This window comes from Planctomycetota bacterium (assembly GCA_018242585.1).
Taxonomy (GTDB): domain Bacteria; phylum Planctomycetota; class Planctomycetia; order Pirellulales; family PNKZ01; genus JAFEBQ01.
Genome location: JAFEBQ010000015.1, coordinates 141,333 through 161,170 on the forward strand (window position 1 = coordinate 141,333; position 19,838 = coordinate 161,170).

Annotated in this window: 14 protein-coding genes; 4 read left to right on the forward strand and 10 right to left on the reverse strand. The window is 62.8% G+C overall.

Annotated features, from left to right (window positions below; translation table 11 throughout):
- Nucleotides 1-7: 7 nt before the first annotated feature.
- From JSS27_08505 to JSS27_08515, 3 genes are read right to left on the reverse strand one after another with little or no spacing between them, the layout of a single operon-like run.
- Nucleotides 8-1,480 (reverse strand): DUF1501 domain-containing protein, encoded by a 1,473-nt coding sequence (locus JSS27_08505; protein MBS0208978.1) that lies wholly within the window; start codon nt 1,478-1,480, stop codon nt 8-10.
- A gap of 13 nt (nt 1,481-1,493) precedes the next feature.
- The gene (locus JSS27_08510) at nt 1,494-4,400 is read right to left on the reverse strand and encodes a DUF1553 domain-containing protein (GenBank protein ID MBS0208979.1); all 2,907 of its coding nucleotides are present in this window, start codon (nt 4,398-4,400) and stop codon (nt 1,494-1,496) included.
- Nucleotides 4,401-5,087: a GntR family transcriptional regulator gene (locus JSS27_08515; GenBank protein ID MBS0208980.1), complete on the reverse strand. Its 687-nt coding sequence runs from the start codon at nt 5,085-5,087 to the stop codon at nt 4,401-4,403.
- Between the two features lie 214 nt (nt 5,088-5,301).
- Between JSS27_08515 and JSS27_08520 the strand changes: the two genes are divergently transcribed.
- Nucleotides 5,302-6,441, forward strand: coding sequence for an SGNH/GDSL hydrolase family protein (locus JSS27_08520; GenBank protein MBS0208981.1), 1,140 nt, complete (start codon nt 5,302-5,304; stop codon nt 6,439-6,441).
- Between the two features lie 140 nt (nt 6,442-6,581).
- Here JSS27_08520 and JSS27_08525 read toward each other — a convergent pair whose 3' ends face one another.
- The gene (locus JSS27_08525) at nt 6,582-7,046 is read right to left on the reverse strand and encodes a DUF1854 domain-containing protein (protein MBS0208982.1); all 465 of its coding nucleotides are present in this window, start codon (nt 7,044-7,046) and stop codon (nt 6,582-6,584) included.
- A 233-nt stretch (nt 7,047-7,279) separates the two neighbouring features.
- Entirely contained in the window at nt 7,280-9,535 is a 2,256-nt protein-coding gene (locus JSS27_08530; protein ID MBS0208983.1) for an ABC transporter ATP-binding protein, read from the reverse strand.
- Nucleotides 9,536-10,496: 961 nt separating this feature from the next.
- On the opposite strand from JSS27_08530, the gene cphA reads away from it, so the two are divergent.
- Nucleotides 10,497-13,184 (forward strand): cyanophycin synthetase, encoded by a 2,688-nt coding sequence (gene cphA, locus JSS27_08535; protein ID MBS0208984.1) that lies wholly within the window; start codon nt 10,497-10,499, stop codon nt 13,182-13,184.
- A gap of 300 nt (nt 13,185-13,484) precedes the next feature.
- The gene (locus JSS27_08540; protein MBS0208985.1) at nt 13,485-14,036 is read left to right on the forward strand and encodes a HEAT repeat domain-containing protein; all 552 of its coding nucleotides are present in this window, start codon (nt 13,485-13,487) and stop codon (nt 14,034-14,036) included.
- A 56-nt stretch (nt 14,037-14,092) separates the two neighbouring features.
- Here the strand turns inward: JSS27_08540 and JSS27_08545 are convergent, their stop codons facing one another.
- Nucleotides 14,093-14,911: a putative hydro-lyase gene (locus JSS27_08545; GenBank protein ID MBS0208986.1), complete on the reverse strand. Its 819-nt coding sequence runs from the start codon at nt 14,909-14,911 to the stop codon at nt 14,093-14,095.
- 158 nt (nt 14,912-15,069) lie between these two features.
- Between JSS27_08545 and JSS27_08550 the strand changes: the two genes are divergently transcribed.
- Entirely contained in the window at nt 15,070-16,320 is a 1,251-nt protein-coding gene (locus tag JSS27_08550; protein MBS0208987.1) for a beta-ketoacyl-[acyl-carrier-protein] synthase family protein, read from the forward strand.
- 194 nt (nt 16,321-16,514) lie between these two features.
- Here the strand turns inward: JSS27_08550 and JSS27_08555 are convergent, their stop codons facing one another.
- The 4 genes from JSS27_08555 to kdsB all read right to left on the reverse strand — a co-directional run bounded on the left by JSS27_08555 (nt 16,515) and on the right by kdsB (nt 19,662).
- Entirely contained in the window at nt 16,515-18,146 is a 1,632-nt protein-coding gene (locus JSS27_08555; GenBank protein ID MBS0208988.1) for a CTP synthase, read from the reverse strand.
- A 133-nt stretch (nt 18,147-18,279) separates the two neighbouring features.
- On the reverse strand, nt 18,280-18,591 hold the full coding sequence (locus JSS27_08560; protein ID MBS0208989.1) for a hypothetical protein: 312 nt from the start codon (nt 18,589-18,591) through the stop codon (nt 18,280-18,282).
- A gap of 48 nt (nt 18,592-18,639) precedes the next feature.
- Nucleotides 18,640-18,876, reverse strand: coding sequence for a hypothetical protein (locus tag JSS27_08565; protein ID MBS0208990.1), 237 nt, complete (start codon nt 18,874-18,876; stop codon nt 18,640-18,642).
- 33 nt (nt 18,877-18,909) lie between these two features.
- A complete protein-coding gene (gene kdsB / locus JSS27_08570) occupies nt 18,910-19,662 on the reverse strand; it encodes a 3-deoxy-manno-octulosonate cytidylyltransferase (protein MBS0208991.1) in 753 nt (250 codons plus the stop codon).
- Between the last annotated feature and the right edge of the window lie 176 nt (nt 19,663-19,838).

The following is a 19,838-nucleotide window of genomic DNA, read 5'->3' on the forward strand; positions in this document are numbered from 1 at the left end:
GTCTGAGCTACGCCAGAATCTCTTGAATCACATGCCCATGCACGTCGGTCAGGCGGCGGTTGCTGCCGTTGTGATAGACCGTCAGCCGCTCGTGATCGAAGCCCAGCAGGTGCAGCACCGTGGCGTAGAAATCATAGACGGTCGCCACGTCCTCGACCGAGCGGCGGCCGAACTCGTCGGTCGCGCCGTAGCTGACGCCACCCTTGATCCCGGCCCCCATCATCCACGTGGTGAACGCGTCGGGATTATGATCGCGTCCCAAGGCCCCTTGCTGGTGCGTCGGCATCCGCCCGAACTCGGTCGTCCACAGCACCAGCGTGTCGTCGAGCAGGCCACGTTGTTTCATATCGGTCAATAGCGCCGCCGTCGGTTGATCGAAGATCGGGAGGTGCCGCTCGTAGTCGGCCTTGAGCGTCTTATGGGCGTCCCAGTTCAACAGCCCATCGGCCCCCGAGGCCCGCGACGCGCAGTACAAGCTGACATAGCGCACGCCGCGCTCGAGCAGCCGTCGCGCCAGCAAACAGTTACGGGCGTAAGCCGCCTTCAAGGGGTTCGTGTCGTCGGTCCCGTACAGCTTGTGAACCGCGGCCGATTCGGCGTCGAACTGGCTCACCTCGGGGGCGGCCAATTGCATCCGCGCGGCCAGTTCATAGGCCGCCATCCGCGCCGTCAGCTCCGAGTTGCCAGGATGCCCGGCTTGGTGGCGGCGATTGAGTTGGGCCAGCAGCTCGCGAGTTTCGCGCTCTTGCGCGGTGTCGATGTCGGCCGGCGTGGTCAGATTGCGAATCGGCTGCTGCGCGCTCAGCGTCACAGCCTGATGTTGCGCGGCCAGGAATCCGTTGCTCCAATTCGCCTTGCCATTCGGCGGCTCGCCGCGAATGTCGGGAATGGCCACGTACGTCGGCAAGTTGTCGTTCAGCGAGCCGAGGGCATGACTGACCCACGCGCCGGCGCTGGGAAAACCTTCGCGCACGGAGCCCGTGTTCATGTACACGCAGCCCGGCCCGTGCGTGTTGGTCCGCGAAGTCATCGAGTGGATGAAGGCGATGTCGTCGACGTGCTGACCCATCGTGGGGAGCATGCTCGAAATCATCTTGCCCGACTGGCCGTGGGGCCCGAACGCCCACGGGCTTTGCATCAGGTTGCCGTTCTTTCCCTGGAAGCTCATCGAGCCCTCTTCGCCCGCCAGTGGCTGGCCGTGACGCTTGACCAACTCGGGCTTGTAGTCCCACAGGTCCACGTGCGAAGCCGCGCCGGGGCAGAAGATTTGCAACACCTTCTTGGCCTTGGCCGGGAAGTGCGTTTGACCGGGTTTCCACGCGCCACCGGCCGGGTCGTTCACCGCACCGAACAAGTCGCGGCTGAGCAGGTCGACCGCCACCACGCCCAGCAGTCCGCGGCCCAGTTGCGCCAGCAACGTGCGGCGATCGAACTCCGAGAGTCGGGCGGTAGACGGCGCGGATGGATTGATTGGTTGCATGGTCGTCGGCTCGTCAATCGAGGTAGATCAGTTCGTTGGTGTTCAACAGCGCGCGACAAAACGCCGCTAGCCCGCGCTGGCGGATCATCGCCACCGAGGCTTGCAGCTCGTCGTTGGCCGGATGTCGCGCGAATGCCAACAGCCAAGCCCGGTCGACCTGGGCCGCGGGGTCATCGCTGCCGGTGTCGCGTTCCAGGCGTGCGGCCAGCGCGCCGGCCATGTCGAGCGTGAACCGATGGTTCAACATCGTCAGGGCTTGCAACGGCGACGTGGTGTTCGCGCGAACCGGAGTGGCCAAGGCGCCGTCGGGGCAATCGTAATCGGACAGCAAATCGACCCGCGACGCCCGGGCGTTCTGGTGATACACCGCGCGGCGATAGGTCTCGGGCCCCGGCGCGTCGAGGGGGACGTAGGTGGCGACGTTGTCGATCAGGTAGCGATACAGACGAAAGCCCGGGCCGCCGGGTTTCGTGTCGAGCTTGCCCGCGACGGTCAGGAAAGTGTCGCGCAGCTCCTCCGCCGCCATTCGCCGGGGCGGATAGCGCCACAGGCTGCGCGACGAGGCGTCGACGCGGGCCGCCGCTTCGCGCCACGCGCTCGATTGGCGGTAGGTCTGCGAAAGGAGAATCTCGCGATGCAACGGCTTCATCCGCCAACCATGCGCGAGCAATCGCCCGGCAAGCCAGTCGAGCAATTCAGGATGCGTCGGCCGCGAACCCAGGTAGCCAAAATCGCTGGCCGAGTCGACGATGCCGGTACCAAAGTGGTACTGCCAGACGCGATTGGCAAGGACGCGCGGCGTGAGCGGATTGCGCTTGTCTCCCAGCCACTCGGCCAGGGCCAGCCGGCGCACGCTTTCGGGGCTGGCATCGTCGACGCGGTACGTCGGGCCGTTGGCTGAGATCGATTGCAGGTGTCCGATCGGCGTCGCCGGGCCCGGCTTCTGGGGATCGCCACCCAGGAAGACCTGGAACGGCCCCTTGGCTTCGCTGAAGATGCCGGCCCACCAACTGGGCAGGGGCGCGATCTTGGCCAGCGCGGCATCGGCCGCTTGCAAGTCGCGCGTGAGCGCGGCAAGTTGCGCTTGCTCGGCGTCGCTGGCTTCGAGCTTGATCAGCCGACGATCGTAGGCGGCCTTCACCGGGCGGCGATCGCGCGAACTGGCCACCTCGGTCCATTCGTGCTTGTCGAGCGAGACTTCAATGCGATATTCGATGGGGAAAGGCCGTGAGTAGTCGCCGTTCCGATTGCTTGAAAAGACGACGCGATTGATCTTGGTCGGCTGGGCCAACGTGATCGTCAGTTCGGGCTTGATGGCTGTGAAGGGGGACTGATACTTGCCGTCAATCGCCAGCTTGGCACTGTAGGCCTCGGCAAAATCCTCGATCTTCCGCGACTCTCCTTCGGCCTGAGCGCCGTTCGTGGCCAACGCGACGTTGACGGCGGGCTCGGACAGGTCGAAGACCTCGAATTCGTCGATCGCATAGCTCGACGCGAGCGACATATTGCGCGCGATTCCTTGGACCTCATCGACGACCAGTCGCACGTAGCGCGCTTCGACCGGCGCGACCGGCTCCTCGATCAGCGAGTAAACCGGCGCGGGACGAGTCCATTGCTTTTCATAATCGGCCAGGTGTGCCTTGGCCCGATCGAGCAGAGACTTTTCCAAGGCTTCTTTCGCCGCCGCCACACGTTGACGTTCCGCTTCGAGCGGTTTGACCTGTGAGTCGCGGGCCTGGCGGGCCTCGGCCGTGGCGACGGATCGCTCGCCGTGCTTCACGCCGGCGAATGTGGCGTACATCGAGTAGTAATCTTCCTGGCGAATCGGATCGAACTTGTGATCGTGGCAACGGGCACAACCAATCGTCAGCCCCAGAAACGCCTCGCCCGTCGCGCGAACGATGTCGTCGAGTGTGTTGGCGCGAATCTGTGCCGCCTGGATCGGATCGCTATTGCCGACATTGTCGTACGCGCCGGCCACCAGGAACGTCGTGCCAACTTCGACCGCAGGCTGGTCCTTGCCAATCACGTCGCCGGCCAGGTGTTCAAGAATCAACCGATCGAATGGCTTGTCATCGTTGAACGACTTAATGACGTAGTCGCGGAATGGCCAGGCGTTGTCGGTGATCAGATTTCGCTCGAAGCCGATGCTCTCGCCAAAGCGAACCACGTCGAGCCAGTGCCGCCCCCATTGCTCGCCATAGTGGGGCGACGCCAACAACCGATCGATCAGCCGTTCGTATGCGTCAGGCCGCTTGTCGTTGTCGAACGCGTCGACTTCCTCGGGGGTTGGGGGCAAGCCGAGCACGTCGTACGTCACGCGGCGAATCAGCGCACGGCGCTCGGCCGGTGGATTGGGGGTGAGGTTCTGCGTGGCAAGCTTGGCGAAGATGAAACGATCGATGGGCGAGTCGTTCCAGCCGGCCGGCGCTCCCTGATTCGCTGGCGGTTCGACAATCGCCAGCGGCTGTAGCGACCACCAGTTCCGATCGGCCTTGGCCGGCTCGCGCAGCATCAGCCCCTCGGGCCACGCGGCGCCTTCGACGATCCACTGCTCGATTAGGGCCACTTGAGCCGTCGTCAGCGGTGCCCCTTTTGCCGGCATTTGGGGCCGCGCGCCGTCGGTGGACGACACCATGTCGAGCAAGTAACTCTCGCGCGGCTTGCCGGGGACCAGGGCCGCCCCGCTTTGGCCCCCCTTGAGCACCGTCGCCCCGGTCGATAGGTCGAGGCCCCCTTTGAGCTGCGAGCGGTTGTGACAGGCGACGCAATGCTCGGTCAGTAGCGGGGCGATCTGCTTTTGAAAGTCAACCGACGCGGCGTGCGCGACGCTGCTTACCGCCAGCGATACGAAAACGACAACGGCCGCCGTAATGGCGACTCGGGGCAAGTCAAACTTGGCGAGCGTTGGGCTACGCATCTAGGCGCTCACTTTCCGTGCGGCGCGCTTGGGCGTGGCCGGCGCCTGCTTGGCCTCGGTCAGATGGCGAATCTGGGCCTGACAACTGAGGCGGATGTGATCGACCATCGCTTGGCGCGCTGCTGCGGCGTCGCCGGCGCGGATCGCCTGGAGGATCTGAAGATGTTCCTCAAAGGCGTTGAGCAAGGCGTTCCCCAAGTCGCCGATTTTTTCGCGCATCAACTGCACCAGGTCGTGATAGCGCCCGATGTCGCGCGCCAACAACGGGTTGTCCGTCCGCTCGGCGATGGTGCGGTGCAGCTCGCGGTCAAAGCGGTGATACGCCGCTTCGGTCTTGCGCTCGCGACAGGCCGCGGCCATGTCGTCGAGCATGGCGAAATCGTCGTCGGTCATGCGACGGCACGCCAGCTCGGTGGCCATTCCTTCCAGGGCCTCGCGCACCTGACAGACGTGGGTGAGCTGCGTGGCGTTGAGCGAACGAACGATGGCGCTGTGGTTCGTTTGCAACTCGACGAGGCCGTCGGCCATTAGTTGACGCAAGGCTTCGCGAACGGGTGTGCGACTGACATTCAACTCGGCGGCCAAGGTTGTTTCGCGCAGGACTGTGCCCGAGGTGCGCTTGCCGCCGACAATCTCGGCGAGCAACTGGCGATGGACCTGGGCGGAGAGGGGGGTGGGCTCGATCATGGCGGGACTCCTGGGGCGGGGTTATACGTATACTGTATACAATTTGGCGGCGTCAATGAAATTCTGCGGAGAAGTTGCTGGTTGCTGGTTCCTGGTTGCTAGATAAAGGCGGTCGAGCCTGTTGGCCAGTCGTGGCTTTCGTGCCGTGACAAGGTCTTGGGTACGCCTGCTGCGAACGATTCCCGCCCCTGTCTTCTGCCAACCGGACCTCACGATGATTGCCAAAACATGGACTGCGAAATCTCTGTGGCGCGATCTTGCACTCGTTTGCACCTTGCTCGTTTGCCGGCCGATCGTCGCGGCCGAGGCAACGGCCGAATCGTTGCGGCTCACGCTGCCGCCGGCCGTGTATGCCGTGGTCGGCCAGCCGATGAGCATCTACTTCGACAATGTGGTGCTGACCGAGAAGCCCGAGACGTTTGAGTTCCGCGTTGACGCGCGCTTGGGCGCGAATGAATCGAATCGTTGGATTGTCACGCCAGCGGCGGCACAAGTCGGCAAGCAAACGATCACACTCAGCGTCAGCCAGTCAGGTCGCACACTGGCCACGGCCACGACTTCGCTGCGCGTGGTGCCGGCAGATGCCGGCACCGGTCGGGCGATCAATCTGCTGATCGTCGGCGATAGCCTGACGCATGCCACGCACTATCCCAACGAGATCGCTCGGCTGTTGTCGCAGCCTGGCAATCCTCAATGGACGATGCTCGGCACGCACAAGCCGGCGAATGCCACGGCCGGCGTGGCGCACGAAGGGTACGGCGGTTGGACTTGGCAGCGGTTCGCGACGTTCTTGAAGCCGGCGACTGACACGAACGACAAGGTGCGCAGCAGTCCCTTTGTGTTCGCCGTCGATGGCAAGGCCCAGCTCGACGTGCCGCGCTACGTACGCGATTCGTGCGCCGGGAAACAGCCCGATTTCATTACCGTGTTGCTGGGCATCAACGACTGCTTCGGCGCCAAGCCGGATGATCCAGCGAACATCGACGCCAAGATCGACTCGATGTTCGCGTCCGCCAAGGAACTGTTGGCCAGCTTGCGCGAGGCGGCGCCCAAGGCGAAGATCGGTCTTTGCCTGACCACGCCGCCGAACGCCCGCGAGTCAGGTTTTGACGCGAACTATAAAGGGAAGTATCACCGCTGGGGTTGGAAGCGGATTCAGCACCGCGTCGTCGAGCGGCAGTTGACAGAGTTCGCCGGCCGCGAGCGGGAAGGACTCTATATCGTGCCAACCGAGTTGAACCTGGACCCGGTCGCGGGTTACCCGGTCGACAATGGCGTGCATCCGAACGTGGCCGGCTACCAGCAGATCGGCGGAACGATCTATGCGTGGCTTAAAGCCGAACTGGCTGAATGAGGGAATGCTTAATTGAAGGCAGCATTCGCATCGTTGTTAGCAACTGACAACGGACCACTGACAACTGACGGAATCGCCACATCAATGTGGCGGCCAAAGCGCATTTCACTAGCAACCAGCAACTAGCCGCTTGCAACTTCTCAGAGATACCGTTCCAGCAACTTGCGGCTGGCGGTGTCGAGCGCTTTGATGTCGGGGATCGAGTAGCGAATGCCGTGGTCGTCGATCACCAGCACGCGGGTCGGGCTGAGCCGGCGGATGTCCTCTTCGCTCTTCAGCATAAACAGCGTCGGGCCGCGATCGGTCACCACGCTCCATTGCGCCGGATCGGTGCCGATTGAGACGCTATTGATCCGCTGGATGACCGGCACGAACTCACGGCGCGACAGTTCTTCGGTCAACGTCTTGCGCGTGGCGGCTGGCAGATCGTCCAATCGGTCGACGCAAACCAACTCGCGTCCTTCGGCGTCGACGATCGAAATCCAGCGATCGGCCTCGGAAATCGGAAAGCAGCGAACCGGTTCCACGCCCACGTAGCGTTGTCCCTCGGCGTCGATCAACACCAGCCGGCCCCAGGCGTCGTGCTGCAAGCCGAACGTCCGCATTTCTGGCCGCGTCGTGATGCTGTTCAATTCGTCAGGCATAGCTCGTTCACCTATCGACTCAAGACTCAATCTCGCCAGGCGACGCATCGACCCTTCTCCCTCCGGGAGAAGGTGGCCGATAGGCCGGATGAGGGTTCCGTTTCCATCTTCATAGTCAACCCATCGGCGCAGCTGACCCTCATCCGGTTCGCTGCGCTCACCACCTTCTCCCGGGGGGAGAAGGGTTACGGCAATCAGGCGATCGCGCCGGCCAACTCTTGCTGGGCGCGGTGCAGTCGGGCATAGGTTCCTGGCTTTTCCAGCAGCGTCCGATGCGGGCCGACTTCGACGATCTGCCCGCGCTCCATCACCACCAGCCGGTCTGCCTTGCGCAATGTACTCAGTCGATGCGCAATGGCAATGGTCGTTCGCCCGCGGACCAGGTTATCGAGCGCTTCTTGAATCTCGCGTTCGGTTTCGGTGTCGACCGCGCTGGTGGCCTCGTCGAGGATCAGAATCTTGGGATCAATCAACAGCGCGCGGGCGATCGAAATCCGCTGCCGCTCGCCCCCCGACAGCGACTGTCCGCGCTCGCCGACCAGCGAATCATATCCATCCGGCAACCGCAAAATGAATTCGTGGGCCCGGGCGGCCTTGGCGGCAGCCATGATCTCGGCCGGCGTCGCCTCGGGTCGCCCATAGGCGATGTTCTCGGCCACGGTGCCATAAAACAAGAAGGGCTCTTGCAGGACCAGGCCGATGTGCTGGCGGTACTCGGCCACCGGCAGCGAACGAATATCGATGCCGTCAACGCGAATCGAGCCGCCGCTGACGTCGTAGAACCGGCAGACCAGGTTCACCAGTGTGCTCTTGCCGGCGCCGCTCGAACCGACCAGTCCGATCATCTCGCCGGGGCGAATGGCCAGGTTCACATTTTGCACGATCGGCCGTGCGCCGTAGTGGAAGCTGACATTGCGCAGCTCGATGTTGCCGGCCAGTTGCGGCAAGTGAATAGGAGCGATCGGCTCGGGGACGCTTGGCACGCGATCGAGAATGTCGAACACGCGTTGGGCGCTGGCCGCGGCGCGCTGGGTGGCGGCGAACATCCGGCTCATCGACTCCAAGCGAATGTAGAACCGGCCGATGTAGGCCAGGAACAGTGTCAACGTGCCGACGGTAATGGCGTGATCTTGCCGCGCCACGAGCCAGACGCCAGCTACCCAGACGACCAACTCGCCCATCACGGTCAAGAACGTCACAACGGGTCCGAAGAACGACCAGAGCTTGTTGACCCGATCGTTCGCGATCAGAACTTGTTCGTTGGCGCGGCGGAAGCGTTCGATCTCGCGCTGCTCTTGCGCAAACGCCTTCACCACGCGGACACCGGGAATCGTGTCGGCCAAGACGCTGGTCACGCGGGCCATCGCCCGGCCCCCTTGCTGAAAGCCGCGGAGCAGTCGGCCGCGGACTCCTTTCATCAACCAGGCGATCAGCGGGAAGGGCAACAGCGTCGCCAGCGCCAGGCGCGCGTCAATCGAGAACAGCACCATCGACGTAAGGACAATCATCACCACGTCCGACGCGAACTCGATCAGGTTCACGCTCAGAAAGATGCAAATCCGATCGGTGTCGTTGCCAATTCGCGAGATCAAATCGCCCGTCCGCTTGCCGCCAAAGAATTCGAGCGACAGCTTTTGCAGGTGGGCATAGGTGTCGTTACGCATGTCGGCGGCGATCCGCTCGCTGACCCAGGCCAATACATAGGTCTTGGCCCAACCGAGCAGACAGGCGGCCAAGGCGGCCAATCCAATCGCCCCCAGATACATGCCAACCGTCCCCCAGTTCACCGGCCGGCCGGTCAATTGATGGGGGATCAGTTCGTTATCGATCAACGGCTTGGTGAAGTAGGGAGCGACCAACTCCGAGGCCGTGCAAAGCAGCAGCAGGCTAAAGCCCAATACTGACATGCCCAAGTGGCGTGAACCGAACCGGGCCAGGCGGAGCAGGCTGCGCGAGGTCGAAACCTGCTTCTGGGGCGAGCAGGCCGGGCAGTCGAGTTCGTCGGCCGCCAACACGCTGCCGCAGCTGGGACAAACCGTTTCAAAGGTGGCCGAGGCTTCGGCGGCGGTCTGACCGCCATAGCGAACCGCCTGGAACCGTGCGATCAGGCGCTGGACCAACGGAATCTGAGGGGCGGTGAACCGCCAGCTACCCAGTCGGCCGTTTGGACCGAGCGCCTCCAAGTGCCCTGCGCCCGAAAGCTCGGTCAAACGCAACTGGTCGATTTGGCCTAGCGCCCAGGAGGCGACCCGTGGAAGGTCGGGATCAGCGGAAGTCTCATCGCCATTGGCGGCTGCCACCAGCCGGCAATCGGTCAGGACAACTAGCCCCGGCTGGAAGTGAAGCCGCTGGTCCAGGTTACATTCGACCCAGGAGAGGATCGATTCGCCCGGCGTAAGTTGTTGCTCAATCTGGCTTTGCCAGCGATCTGGCAAGGGCTTGGTGAACATAGTGACGGACGAACTTCCAATTGGGCAAGACTTTAGGTGGAAACCGGGGCCCCAAAACTTACAACGCCGTTCCAGCATTTCGGCCAATAAAAGCTGTTTTTCTTGCCCCAACTACATATCTTGTGGGATTCAGGGCCTACTTTCGGCATCCGCGGTTGCACTGGGCCGGGTACTTGCGTATCTATCCCCGGCCTTTCGCGGCGTCCTGGGGGCGCGACCGATCTCAGTCAACCAAACGGGAATCGAAGGCCAACGTCGAACGACGTGCCAAGAGCCAGAACCGTGGACCGAAAGACTGGTAGATAAGTTACTTGTAATGATTACGGCAGTTTCACGAAGCCGGCTGAATGTTTTCGGCGAACCGAATGATTTATCGCGCCTGCGCGTCGTGACTTGTGGGAGACCACCGGGTTCTAAGACTAGAGTGCAGATCGAAAAGACTGGCGGCGATTCATCGCGATACGAAACCGCGGGTTTGGCGTCCCTATGATTTGTTGCCGGATGAAGGCTTTTCGTTTCGGTCAGAAACGCCAGATTCTTGGATTTCACCCGACAAGGTTGGTTGGCGACCGGCCATTCCAACTGAGTCAGGCCCACGCTGGTGTGCGGGCAGTGTCTCCATCAGGGTACAGTGTCGACAAAGTCGGCAAGGTCAACGCCGCTTGTGGTCGTACTGACCGCTGATGCCGAATGGCAGCAGGGGGGCCCCGAAATTGCAGGAATCCGAATTGCGTTGCCGAGTCAAACCAACGAGGATCGGGGTTCGTAAACCAGAGGAAACGTCGGTAGGTATTAGCCAATACCGCGGTTGCATAACCGCTACTCTCCGCATCAATCAATCCTGATCGGTTCGCCAACAATCCAATAAAAAACATTAGCGGCTCTCGTAACCTTCCCGTCCGAGATGGCAATTGTAAGTATCCCCTCACATCTCTCTTCTGACTGAAAAAGTCGATCTTCTATGGAATTCCGCAAGGTTCTGGCATTGCGCGGCCCCAACATGTGGACCAACTATCCGGTCCTCGAAATCTGGGTGCATCTGAACGAATGGAAAGACACCCCCTCGACGGACGTGCCAGGTTTTGCCGACCGGCTGATGGCCTGGCTCCCCACGATGATCGAACATCGTTGCGGCATCGGCGAGCGCGGTGGTTTCTTCCAGCGTCTGCGCACCGGGACGTACCTGGCTCATATTCTGGAACACGTCAGCATCGAGTTGCAAATCCTGGCCGGCTATCCGGTCGACTTTGGCCGCGCCCGCGAGTGGCTGGGTGACGGCTATTACAAGGTAGCCATCGAGTTCATCGAAGAGGACGTCTGCCGCGCCGCGATCGAAACGGCCCGCGAGCTGATCATGGCCGCGCTGCACGACAAGCCGTTCGACGTCCAGGCCGAAGTCCGCAAGCTGCGCGAGTTGGGACAGCGCGTCCAGTTGGGCCCCAGCACTCGTTCGATTGTCAACGCGGCCCAGGCCCGTGGCATTCCGATTCGCCGCCTGAACACGGGAAGCCTGGTCCAACTGGGTCACGGCACGAAGCAGCGTCGCATCTGCGCCGCTCAAACCGACCGAACCGGCGCCGTGGCCGAAGAAATTGCTCAAGACAAAGACCTGACGCGCAGCCTGTTGCGTTCGGCTGGTGTGCCGGTGCCCGAAGGGCGACCGGTCGAAAGCGCCGACGATGCCTGGGAGGCCGCCGAGGAAATCAGCGGGCCGGTCGTCGTCAAGCCGCAGTATGGCAGCCAAGGGCGCGGCGTGGCCACGAACCTGACCACGCGCGAGCAAGTGGTTGCCGCGTTCGACGCCGCCTCGCGTGAAAGCTCGTACATCATGGTCGAGCGCTTCGCGCCGGGCTCGGATTACCGCGTGCTGGTCATTGGCGGCAAAGTGATCGCCGCCTCTCGCCGCGAGCCGGCCCACGTGATCGGCGACGGCAAGCATTCGATCACCGAGTTGGTTGAATTGATCAACACCGACCCGCGCCGTGGCGACGACCATTCAACGTCGCTGAGCAAAATCGTCCTCGACCAGATCGCGCTGGGTGTGCTGGCCGAACAGAACTACACGCCGGGCTCGGTTCCGGCCCTGGGGGTCAAGGTTCTCTGTCGCCGCAATGCCAATCTGAGCACCGGTGGCAGCGCCGAAGACGTAACCGATCTGGTTCATCCCGAGGTGGCTTCGCGCTGCATCGACGCGGCCCGCGTGGTCGGGTTGGACATCTGTGGTGTCGACGTCGTGGCGGTTGACATCAGCCGTCCGCTCGAAGAGCAGGGGGGCGTGATCGTCGAAGTCAACGCCAGCCCTGGCCTGCGAATGCACCTGGAACCGTCCAGCGGCAAACCCCGCGCCGTCGGCGAAGCGATCATTGATTCGATGTTCGCACCCGGCGACAACGCTCGCATTCCGCTGGTCGCCGTCACGGGTACTAACGGCAAGACAACAACCGTGCGCTTCATTGCCCACATGCTGGGCCTGAACGGCCGCACGGTGGGCATGACTTGCACCGATGGCATTTACGTCGGCCGCCGCCGGATTGATACCGGTGATTGCGCCGGCCCGCAAAGCGCCGCGAACGTGTTGATGAACCCGAACGTCGAAGCGGCCGTGCTCGAGACGGCTCGCGGCGGCATCCTGCGCGCCGGGCTGGGCTTTGATCGTTGCGACGTGGCCGTGGTCACGAACATTGCCGACGGCGACCACCTGGGCGTCAGCGGCATTGAAACACCAGAGCAAATCGCGATGGTCAAGCGAACCATCGTCGATGTGGTTCACAAGCAAGGCTACGCGGTTCTCAAGGCCGACGACCCGTTGTGCGCTCAAATGGTCGAATACGGCGACGGGATGAAGATCTTCTTCTGCCGCGATCCGGAACACGAAGTGATCCAGAACTTCCGCAAGCAGGGTGGCCGTTGCGTGATTGTGCGCGAAAACGCCATCGTGGCCGCGGAAGGGGATCGCGAAGAGGTGATTCTGAGCCTCGATCGCGTGCCGCTCACGCTGGGAGGCCGCGTGGGTTTCCAGGTCGAAAACGCGCTGGCCACGGTCGGCGCCGCGTGGGGCCTGGGGCTGTCGCGCGAGACGATCCGACTGGGCCTCGAAACATTCAGTGGCGACATGGGGCAAGTTCCCGGCCGGTTCAACCTGCTGGAAATCAACGGCGCCAAGGTGATCGTCGACTATGGCCACAACCCGTCGGCGCTGCAGGCGATGATCGAATCGATCAAGTTGTTTCCGGCCGCGCGTCGGCTGGCGGTATACTCGGCGGCCGGCGACCGGCGCGACATCGACATGATTCGCCAAGGGGAAATGCTAGCCGCCGAGTTCGACCATGTGGTCCTCTACGAAGACCACTACCTCCGCGGACGGCAACAAGGCGAAATCATCAAGCTGTTCCGCAAGGGAATGGAAGCGACCAAGCGCAACGTCGAAGTGACCGAAATCCAAGGCGCGGTGAAGGCCGTCGAAACGGCGCTCGATATGCTGCGTCCGGGCGACCTGCTATTGTGCCAAGCCGACGTCATCGACGAGACGGTCAACTTCCTAAAGCAGTATTTATCCGCGCGGCAGACTGGCCTCGAGCCGCGCGTGGTGGAACCGCTGGCGACGCCGCTGCCCGAAACGGTCGTATACGCGACCGAGAGCATCGACTAAGCGCTGCTCCGATTTGCGGTTCGTCGTCGATCGTCCGCGACGTGCGATAAACACCCCTCCCTTTCAGGGAGGGGCAGGGGGGAGGGTAAACGGCCGGCGCTTGAGTGGGCGTGACCTCGTGGTGCCGCCCCCGCACAGCTTGCCTGGTCGTCATATCCGGCCCTTTCGTCCCGAGCCGACCTTGTCCAGGCCGGCATTCTCGCCAAAAGCCGTGGACTTCCCCCCGGCCGCCGCCCATGCTTGAATGAGCTTGCGCTGCTGGCAGGCTTTTGGTTCGTCGGCTCCCACGAAGTTGCGGCTATGAACTTTCGTATTTCAGCTTGGACACCGCCGCTTGCCGCGTGGATGATCGTCTGCGTCGGGTGCAGTGATCAGGAAGCGCATCGCGACGCGGCCAAGATTGCCAACGACATCGCCGCCCAGGTCAAGCCGGTCGAAACCGAGCGGTTTGAAGTCGTGGCGCAGAAGCCGATCTTCTCGGCCTTGCTCGGCAGCGAAGACGGCTCGCAGCACGTGGCGACGCTGCAAGAGACGGCGGCCGACGCGCTGGCGCGGATTGGCAACGATGCCGTGCCGGCATTGATCGCGGCGCTTGAGGACAAAGACCCCGAGGTCCGCTCGTTCGCGTGCCGTTCGCTGTCGGTAATGGGCGATCGTGCCGCGCCGGCCGTCGGCGCTTTGACGGCGCGCCTGTCCGACCCGGACGAGAACGTGCGCCGCGCGGCAGCCCGAGCGCTGGGCCAAATTGGCCCGGCGGCCAAGTCCGCGATTCCGGCCTTGATCGAGTTGCTGCGCAACAAGCACGCGCCGGCCCACACGCCGCATCATGCCGCTCCGACGACACGACCGTAGCACGCGAGTCACGCGAACTGGCGGCTTATGTCGCCAGGTGTTGATTCGCCCTGGAGCTAGGCGTTTGTCTCGCGGAAATCACTGTCGCGCAGATCGGTGACGAACATGCAGCCGGGATGATGCGTGATGGCGATGTCAAGCCTCGCCGATTCGAGCGCCGCCTGCGGCGTCACTCCACATGCCCAGAAGACCGGCACCTCGCCGTCGCGCACCGTGACCGCGTCGCCAAAATCGGGTCGCGCCAAATCGACAATGCCCAGCGCCGCCGGATCGCCGACGTGGACCGGCGCGCCGTGCATCCGCGGATAGCGTCCGGTGATGGCGGCGACCTCGGCCACCTGCTCGGGTCGATAAGGGCGCATGCTGACAACCAGCGGGCCGCGGAACGGGCCGGCCGGTTCGCAGGCTCGATTGGTCCGGTACATCGGCACGTTCCGCCTTTCGTCAATATGCCGCACGCGCAAGCCCGCTTGAACCAGCGCGTTCTCGAAGGTGAACGAGCAGCCGATCAGGAACACCACGAAATCGTCGCGCCACAGCGCGCGTAAATCGCGCGGCCCTGTTGTGTCGGGCCGTCCCTGGCGAAACACACGCCAGCCTGACACGTCGGTTCGCAGGTCCGCCTCGGCGGCCACGTCGGCCAGCGTCGCGTCGCCGGGGCGCGAGCGCGCCACCAGCGGGCAGGCTTGGACATTGCGCCGGCAGAACAGTTCGAAGTCATCGGCCGCCGTGGCCGGCAAGATCACCACGTTGGTCTGCACGAAGCCGGGGGCTTGGCCGGCGGTCGGCCCGGTGAACTGGCCTTGGCGGATCGACTGTCGCAGTTCGCGCGCGGTCGCATAGATTGTTCCGGACGCAACGGTTGCAGGTGGCATCGCTCGATCACTCCGGGGCGGTTGACACAAACTGGGCCTCATTCACGGCCCGTCCGATTCCGATCACAGATAACGAGTGTATTATCGCATCTGCGCTGGATGTGCGCGCCGGGCGGGTGGCGCGCCGTTTTGACACACTTTTACGATCGCGTCGTTCGATGAGTCAGCGAGAAGTCGTCATCACCGGGCTAGGGGCGTTGACTCCGCTGGGCATCGGCATCGACCCATTCTGGCAGCAACTCCTCGCCAAGCAAAGCGGCATTCGGCGTCATGAGTCGCTGGCCGCGACGGGGGCGCCGATCCATTTCTACGGCGACGTGCCCGGGTTTGATCCGGCTCAATATGTGAAGCCGCGCAAAAGCCTGAAGGTCATGGCCCGCGATTCGCAATTGGCTTTGGCGGCGGCGAGCTTGGCCCGACAGTCGGCGCGGCTTGCACCCGAGACGATCGAGCCGGAACGCCTGGCCACCGTCTTCGCGGCCGACACGATCAATCCGGTGCCTGACGATTTGCGCGATGGCTTCGGCTCGAGCGTTATCGGCGGCCGCTTCGACACGGACTATTGGCTCGGCACCGGCTTGCCGGCCACCTATCCGCTGAACATGCTCAAGCTGTTGCCAAACATGCTGACGGGCCATGTTTCGATCGCCCAGGACGCGCGAGGCCCCTGCAACACGATTTACCAGGCCGACGTCTCGGGGCTGTTGGCCCTGGGGGAGGCCGATTCGGTGATCCGTCGCGGCATGGCCGACGCCGCGCTGGGCGGCGGATCAAGTTCGCGGATTCAGCCGCTGGACTGGGCCCGGCATGTGGTCTCGTTCGAGATGTCACGCCGCAACGACGACCCGGCGGGGGCTTGTCGGCCGTTTGATCGCGATCGCGACGGCCAAGTGCTGGGCGAAGGGGCGGTGGCCATCGTGCTCGAAGAGCGCCGCCGCGCCGAAGCGCGCGGGGCCACGATCATTGCGCGTTTGCTGGCCTGGGCCAGCGGCACGGACGGTCGCGCGCGGCCGGGCGAGGGACTGCGCCAGGCGATCATTCGCGCGCTTGAGTTGGCCGGCCTGAAACCGGCGGACCTCGGGCACATCAATGCCCACGGCTTGAGCGCGCGGCGGGCCGACGCCATTGAGGCCCAGGTGTTAACCGCGACGCTCCCCGGTGTGCCGGTGACGGCGCCCAAGAGTTACCTGGGGAACATGCACGCGGCCAGCGGCGCGGCCGAAACGATTGTCAGCCTGCTGGCGATTCAGCACGGGATCGTGCCGCCGACGCTGAACTTTCGGCAAGGGAACTCGGGCTGCGAATTGAATGTGCTGCACGAGCCGCTGGAAGTCGGATGCAAGCCGGCCTTGGTCGTCAATCGAACCGATCAGGGACAAGCCGTCGCGATGGTGTTTGCGCCGGAGTAGTATTTCTGGCGGCAAGGGAGCTGTCATGGGTGGCCCCGACAACTTGTTGTCGGGGTTGCGCAGCAACAAGAAACTAGATGGTTGCGGTGTCAGGTTGGTTTAGGCCGCAACCGAGCCCTCTTGTCGCTGACGCGACCCGGACGACAAGTTGTCCGGGCTACCCAGTACAATGTCTCGGCCAGTTCCTCAACGTCTTATGATCCCGTCACGGCCCGTTCGCCGCGTACCAAGTGCCGTTCGATGGCTGCGGCGATGAAGCCCGCGAACAACGGGTGAGCGCGCGTCGGCTTGGACTTGAACTCGGGATGGAACTGCACGGCCACAAACCAGGGGTGGCTGGGCAGCTCGACGATCTCGACCAGCGACTTGTCGGGGCTGGTGCCGGCGAACATCATGCCGTGGGCGGCGAACTGTTGCCGGTAGACGTTGTTGAACTCGTACCGGTGGCGGTGCCGTTCTTCGATTGTAGTAGTACCGTACGATTGGGCCGAGTGGCTGGCCGGATCGAGCATTGCCTTTTGCGCGCCAAGCCGCATGGTGCCACCCATGTCGGTAATCGTTTTCTGCTCGTCCAGCAGGCAGATCACCGGATGGGGCGTGTCCTTGCTGAACTCAGTGCTGTGGGCGTTCTTCAGGCCCACCACGTTGCGGCCGAATTCGATCACGGCGCACTGCATGCCCAGGCAGATGCCAAAGAACGGAATCTCGCGCTCGCGACAGAAGCGAATCGTGTCGACCTTGCCTTCGATGCCGCGTTCGCCGAAACCGCCGGGGACCAGCACGCCGTCATAGCCCGACAGCAAGCGTTCCGGCCCTTCGCGCTCGATGTCTTCGCTTTGAATCGGTTGGATGCGGACCTGGGCGCTGTTGGCGATGCCCGCGTGGTCGAGCGATTCGTAGATCGACTTGTAGGCGTCTCGGTGCTCGGCGTATTTGCCAACGACGGCGATGGCGATCTCCTGCTCGGGATTGCGCAACCGGTGCATCAGTTGATGCCAATCTTCCAGATCGAGCGAGCCGGCCTTCAGGTTCAGCCGCTTGACGATCAGCTCGTCGAGCTTGTTGTCGACCAGGCTCAGTGGCACCTCGTAGATCGAAAAGTCCTTGTCCTTCTCCTCGACGACGGCTTCGATGGGCACGTTGCAAAACAGAGCGATCTTCTCGCGATCGTCGTGGCTCATGCCGCGCTCGGTGCGACAGATGAGCACGTCGGGCTGAATACCGATCTGCCGCAGCAGGCCGACCGAGTGCTGGGTCGGCTTGGTTTTCAACTCGCCGGCCGCCTTCAGGTACGGAACCAGCGTCAGGTGAATGTACAGGCAGTTTTCCTTGCCGGCGTCCAGCGAGAACTGGCGGATCGCTTCGAGGAACGGCTGGCTTTCGATGTCGCCCACCGTGCCGCCGATTTCGGTGATCACCACGTCGACGTCGTCGCGGCGCAGCTTGCGGATACAGTTCTTGATTTCATTGGTGATGTGCGGGATCACCTGCACGGTCTTGCCCAGGAACTCTCCGCGGCGTTCCTTGGTGATGACCGACATGTATATCTGGCCGGTCGTGTAATTGCTGTCGCGCGTCAGCGGGCTGTTGGTGAACCGCTCGTAGTGGCCCAGGTCGAGGTCGGTTTCGCTGCCGTCGTCGAGCACGTAGACTTCGCCGTGCTGATACGGGCTCATCGTGCCCGGGTCGACGTTGATGTACGGGTCGAGCTTTTGCATGCGAACCCGCAGGCCGCGATGCTCGAGCAACATACCCAGGCTAGCGCTGGTGAGTCCTTTGCCCAACGAGCTGACGACGCCGCCGGTGACGAAAATGTGCTTGGTCATCCGCGATTCCATTCCTTGCTGGCCCGAGGTGGTGCTGGGGAGTGCAGGATCAGCTTCCCGGCCACCGCACACCCGGAAAACGCTAGTTTAGCGTGCTAGCGTCGAGGTGACAAATGAGAGGGCGAACATCACGCTAAACGCATAGTGGCCGTTTATGCGCCGGATTCGAAACATATTCCGAGTGATAACCCTTTGGACCCACAGTAATCTTTCCGAGTTTCAGATTAAGCGCGACCACATAGCGTTCGCCCACTGTCTCGGTAGTCGAGACGAACTCATGCCAGCCGTAGTCATCGTGGTACGTGCAGTCGCACCGCTTGAAGCGACAGTCCTTGGCCAGTTCGTAATACTGCCGCGTGCCACGAGAAGCGGTGACTCCTACCTCGCGAAATTCAGGTTCGCTTCGCAATAGGCTGATCGCTTCGTCGATGCTTACGGTGTTCATGGCCGTCAGTGTCCTTTTGATCGAGCCAATCCTGCCTGTGGAAGTGCTTCACCACTCGTTGTCGATGCGTTCGCAGCCTTCCTCAATCGCCTTTGTCATCTCTGCCGCATCTTCATCGCTTATCACGTCAAAAAAATCGAGCAACTCGCTGCCAGGCGTTCTTCTTAACGATCCGGCACTCGTTTTACCAAGAGACTTGGCATAATCGGCTACGCGTTGCTGTTGAGGCGACGTCAATTGGGAGAGGCTGGCAAGGATTTGCTCTTGAATGGTTGGATCAATCATTGGCATGCTCCTTTGCAACTGGATTCTCCAAATCTACTTGCGTTTGTAACGCTCGACAAATGCCCGGTAGTCTTCGGGCGTGTCGATCCCGATCGTGGGTTCGTCGACGCGGCCGACCAGGATGTCGAAACCAGCGTGCAGCACGCGTAACTGTTCGAGCTTTTCGATCTGCTCGACCGGCGCTGGCGGCAGCCTAGCCAGTTCCAAGAGAAACTCGCGGCGATAGGCGTACAGCCCCAGGTGTTGAAAAAAGTGGGGCGGCTCGGCCGCTAGCAATCGATCGTCCCATTCGCGGGCCCAGGGGATCGGCGCGCGGCTGAAGTACAACGCCCGGCCCCGCGAGTCGCACACGACCTTCACGCAGGCCGGATCGTTCAGCTTGGCCCGGTCGCGAATCGGCGTGGCCAGCGTGGCCATCGGCACGTCGGGATGTTCTTCCAGCAGGCCAATCGCCAGATCGATCGTCGCGCCGTCCAACTCTGGCTCGTCTCCCTGGACGTTGCAGAAAATGTCGACGTCGGTCATCCGCCGCGCCAACTCCGCCACCCGATCGGTCCCGCTGGCGGCGTTTGGGTCGGTCATCTCGGCCAACCCGCCGAACGAGCGGACCTCGCGCGCGATCTCCTCGTGATCGGTGGCCACGCAGATGGCGCGCGGCTTGCGCGCCTGCTGAGCCGCTTCGTAGGTGTGCTGGATCAGCGTCTTGCCGGTCTCGCGCAGCATGAGCTTGCGCGGCAGCCGCGTGCTGGCCAGGCGCGCCGGGATGATAATCGTGCTAACGGACATGCGTGCTCACTTCGTGCTCGGGTGAGATTTCCCCGCGCCGAGTGTAGCGAAAACCGGCGGCGGTCGAATAGAGCCGCTTAGGCCGCAATCGAGCCCTCTTGTCGCGGACGCGACCCGGACAACAAGTTGTCCGGGCTACCCAGCATTTCCGTCATTCCCGCGCAGGCGGGAATCTA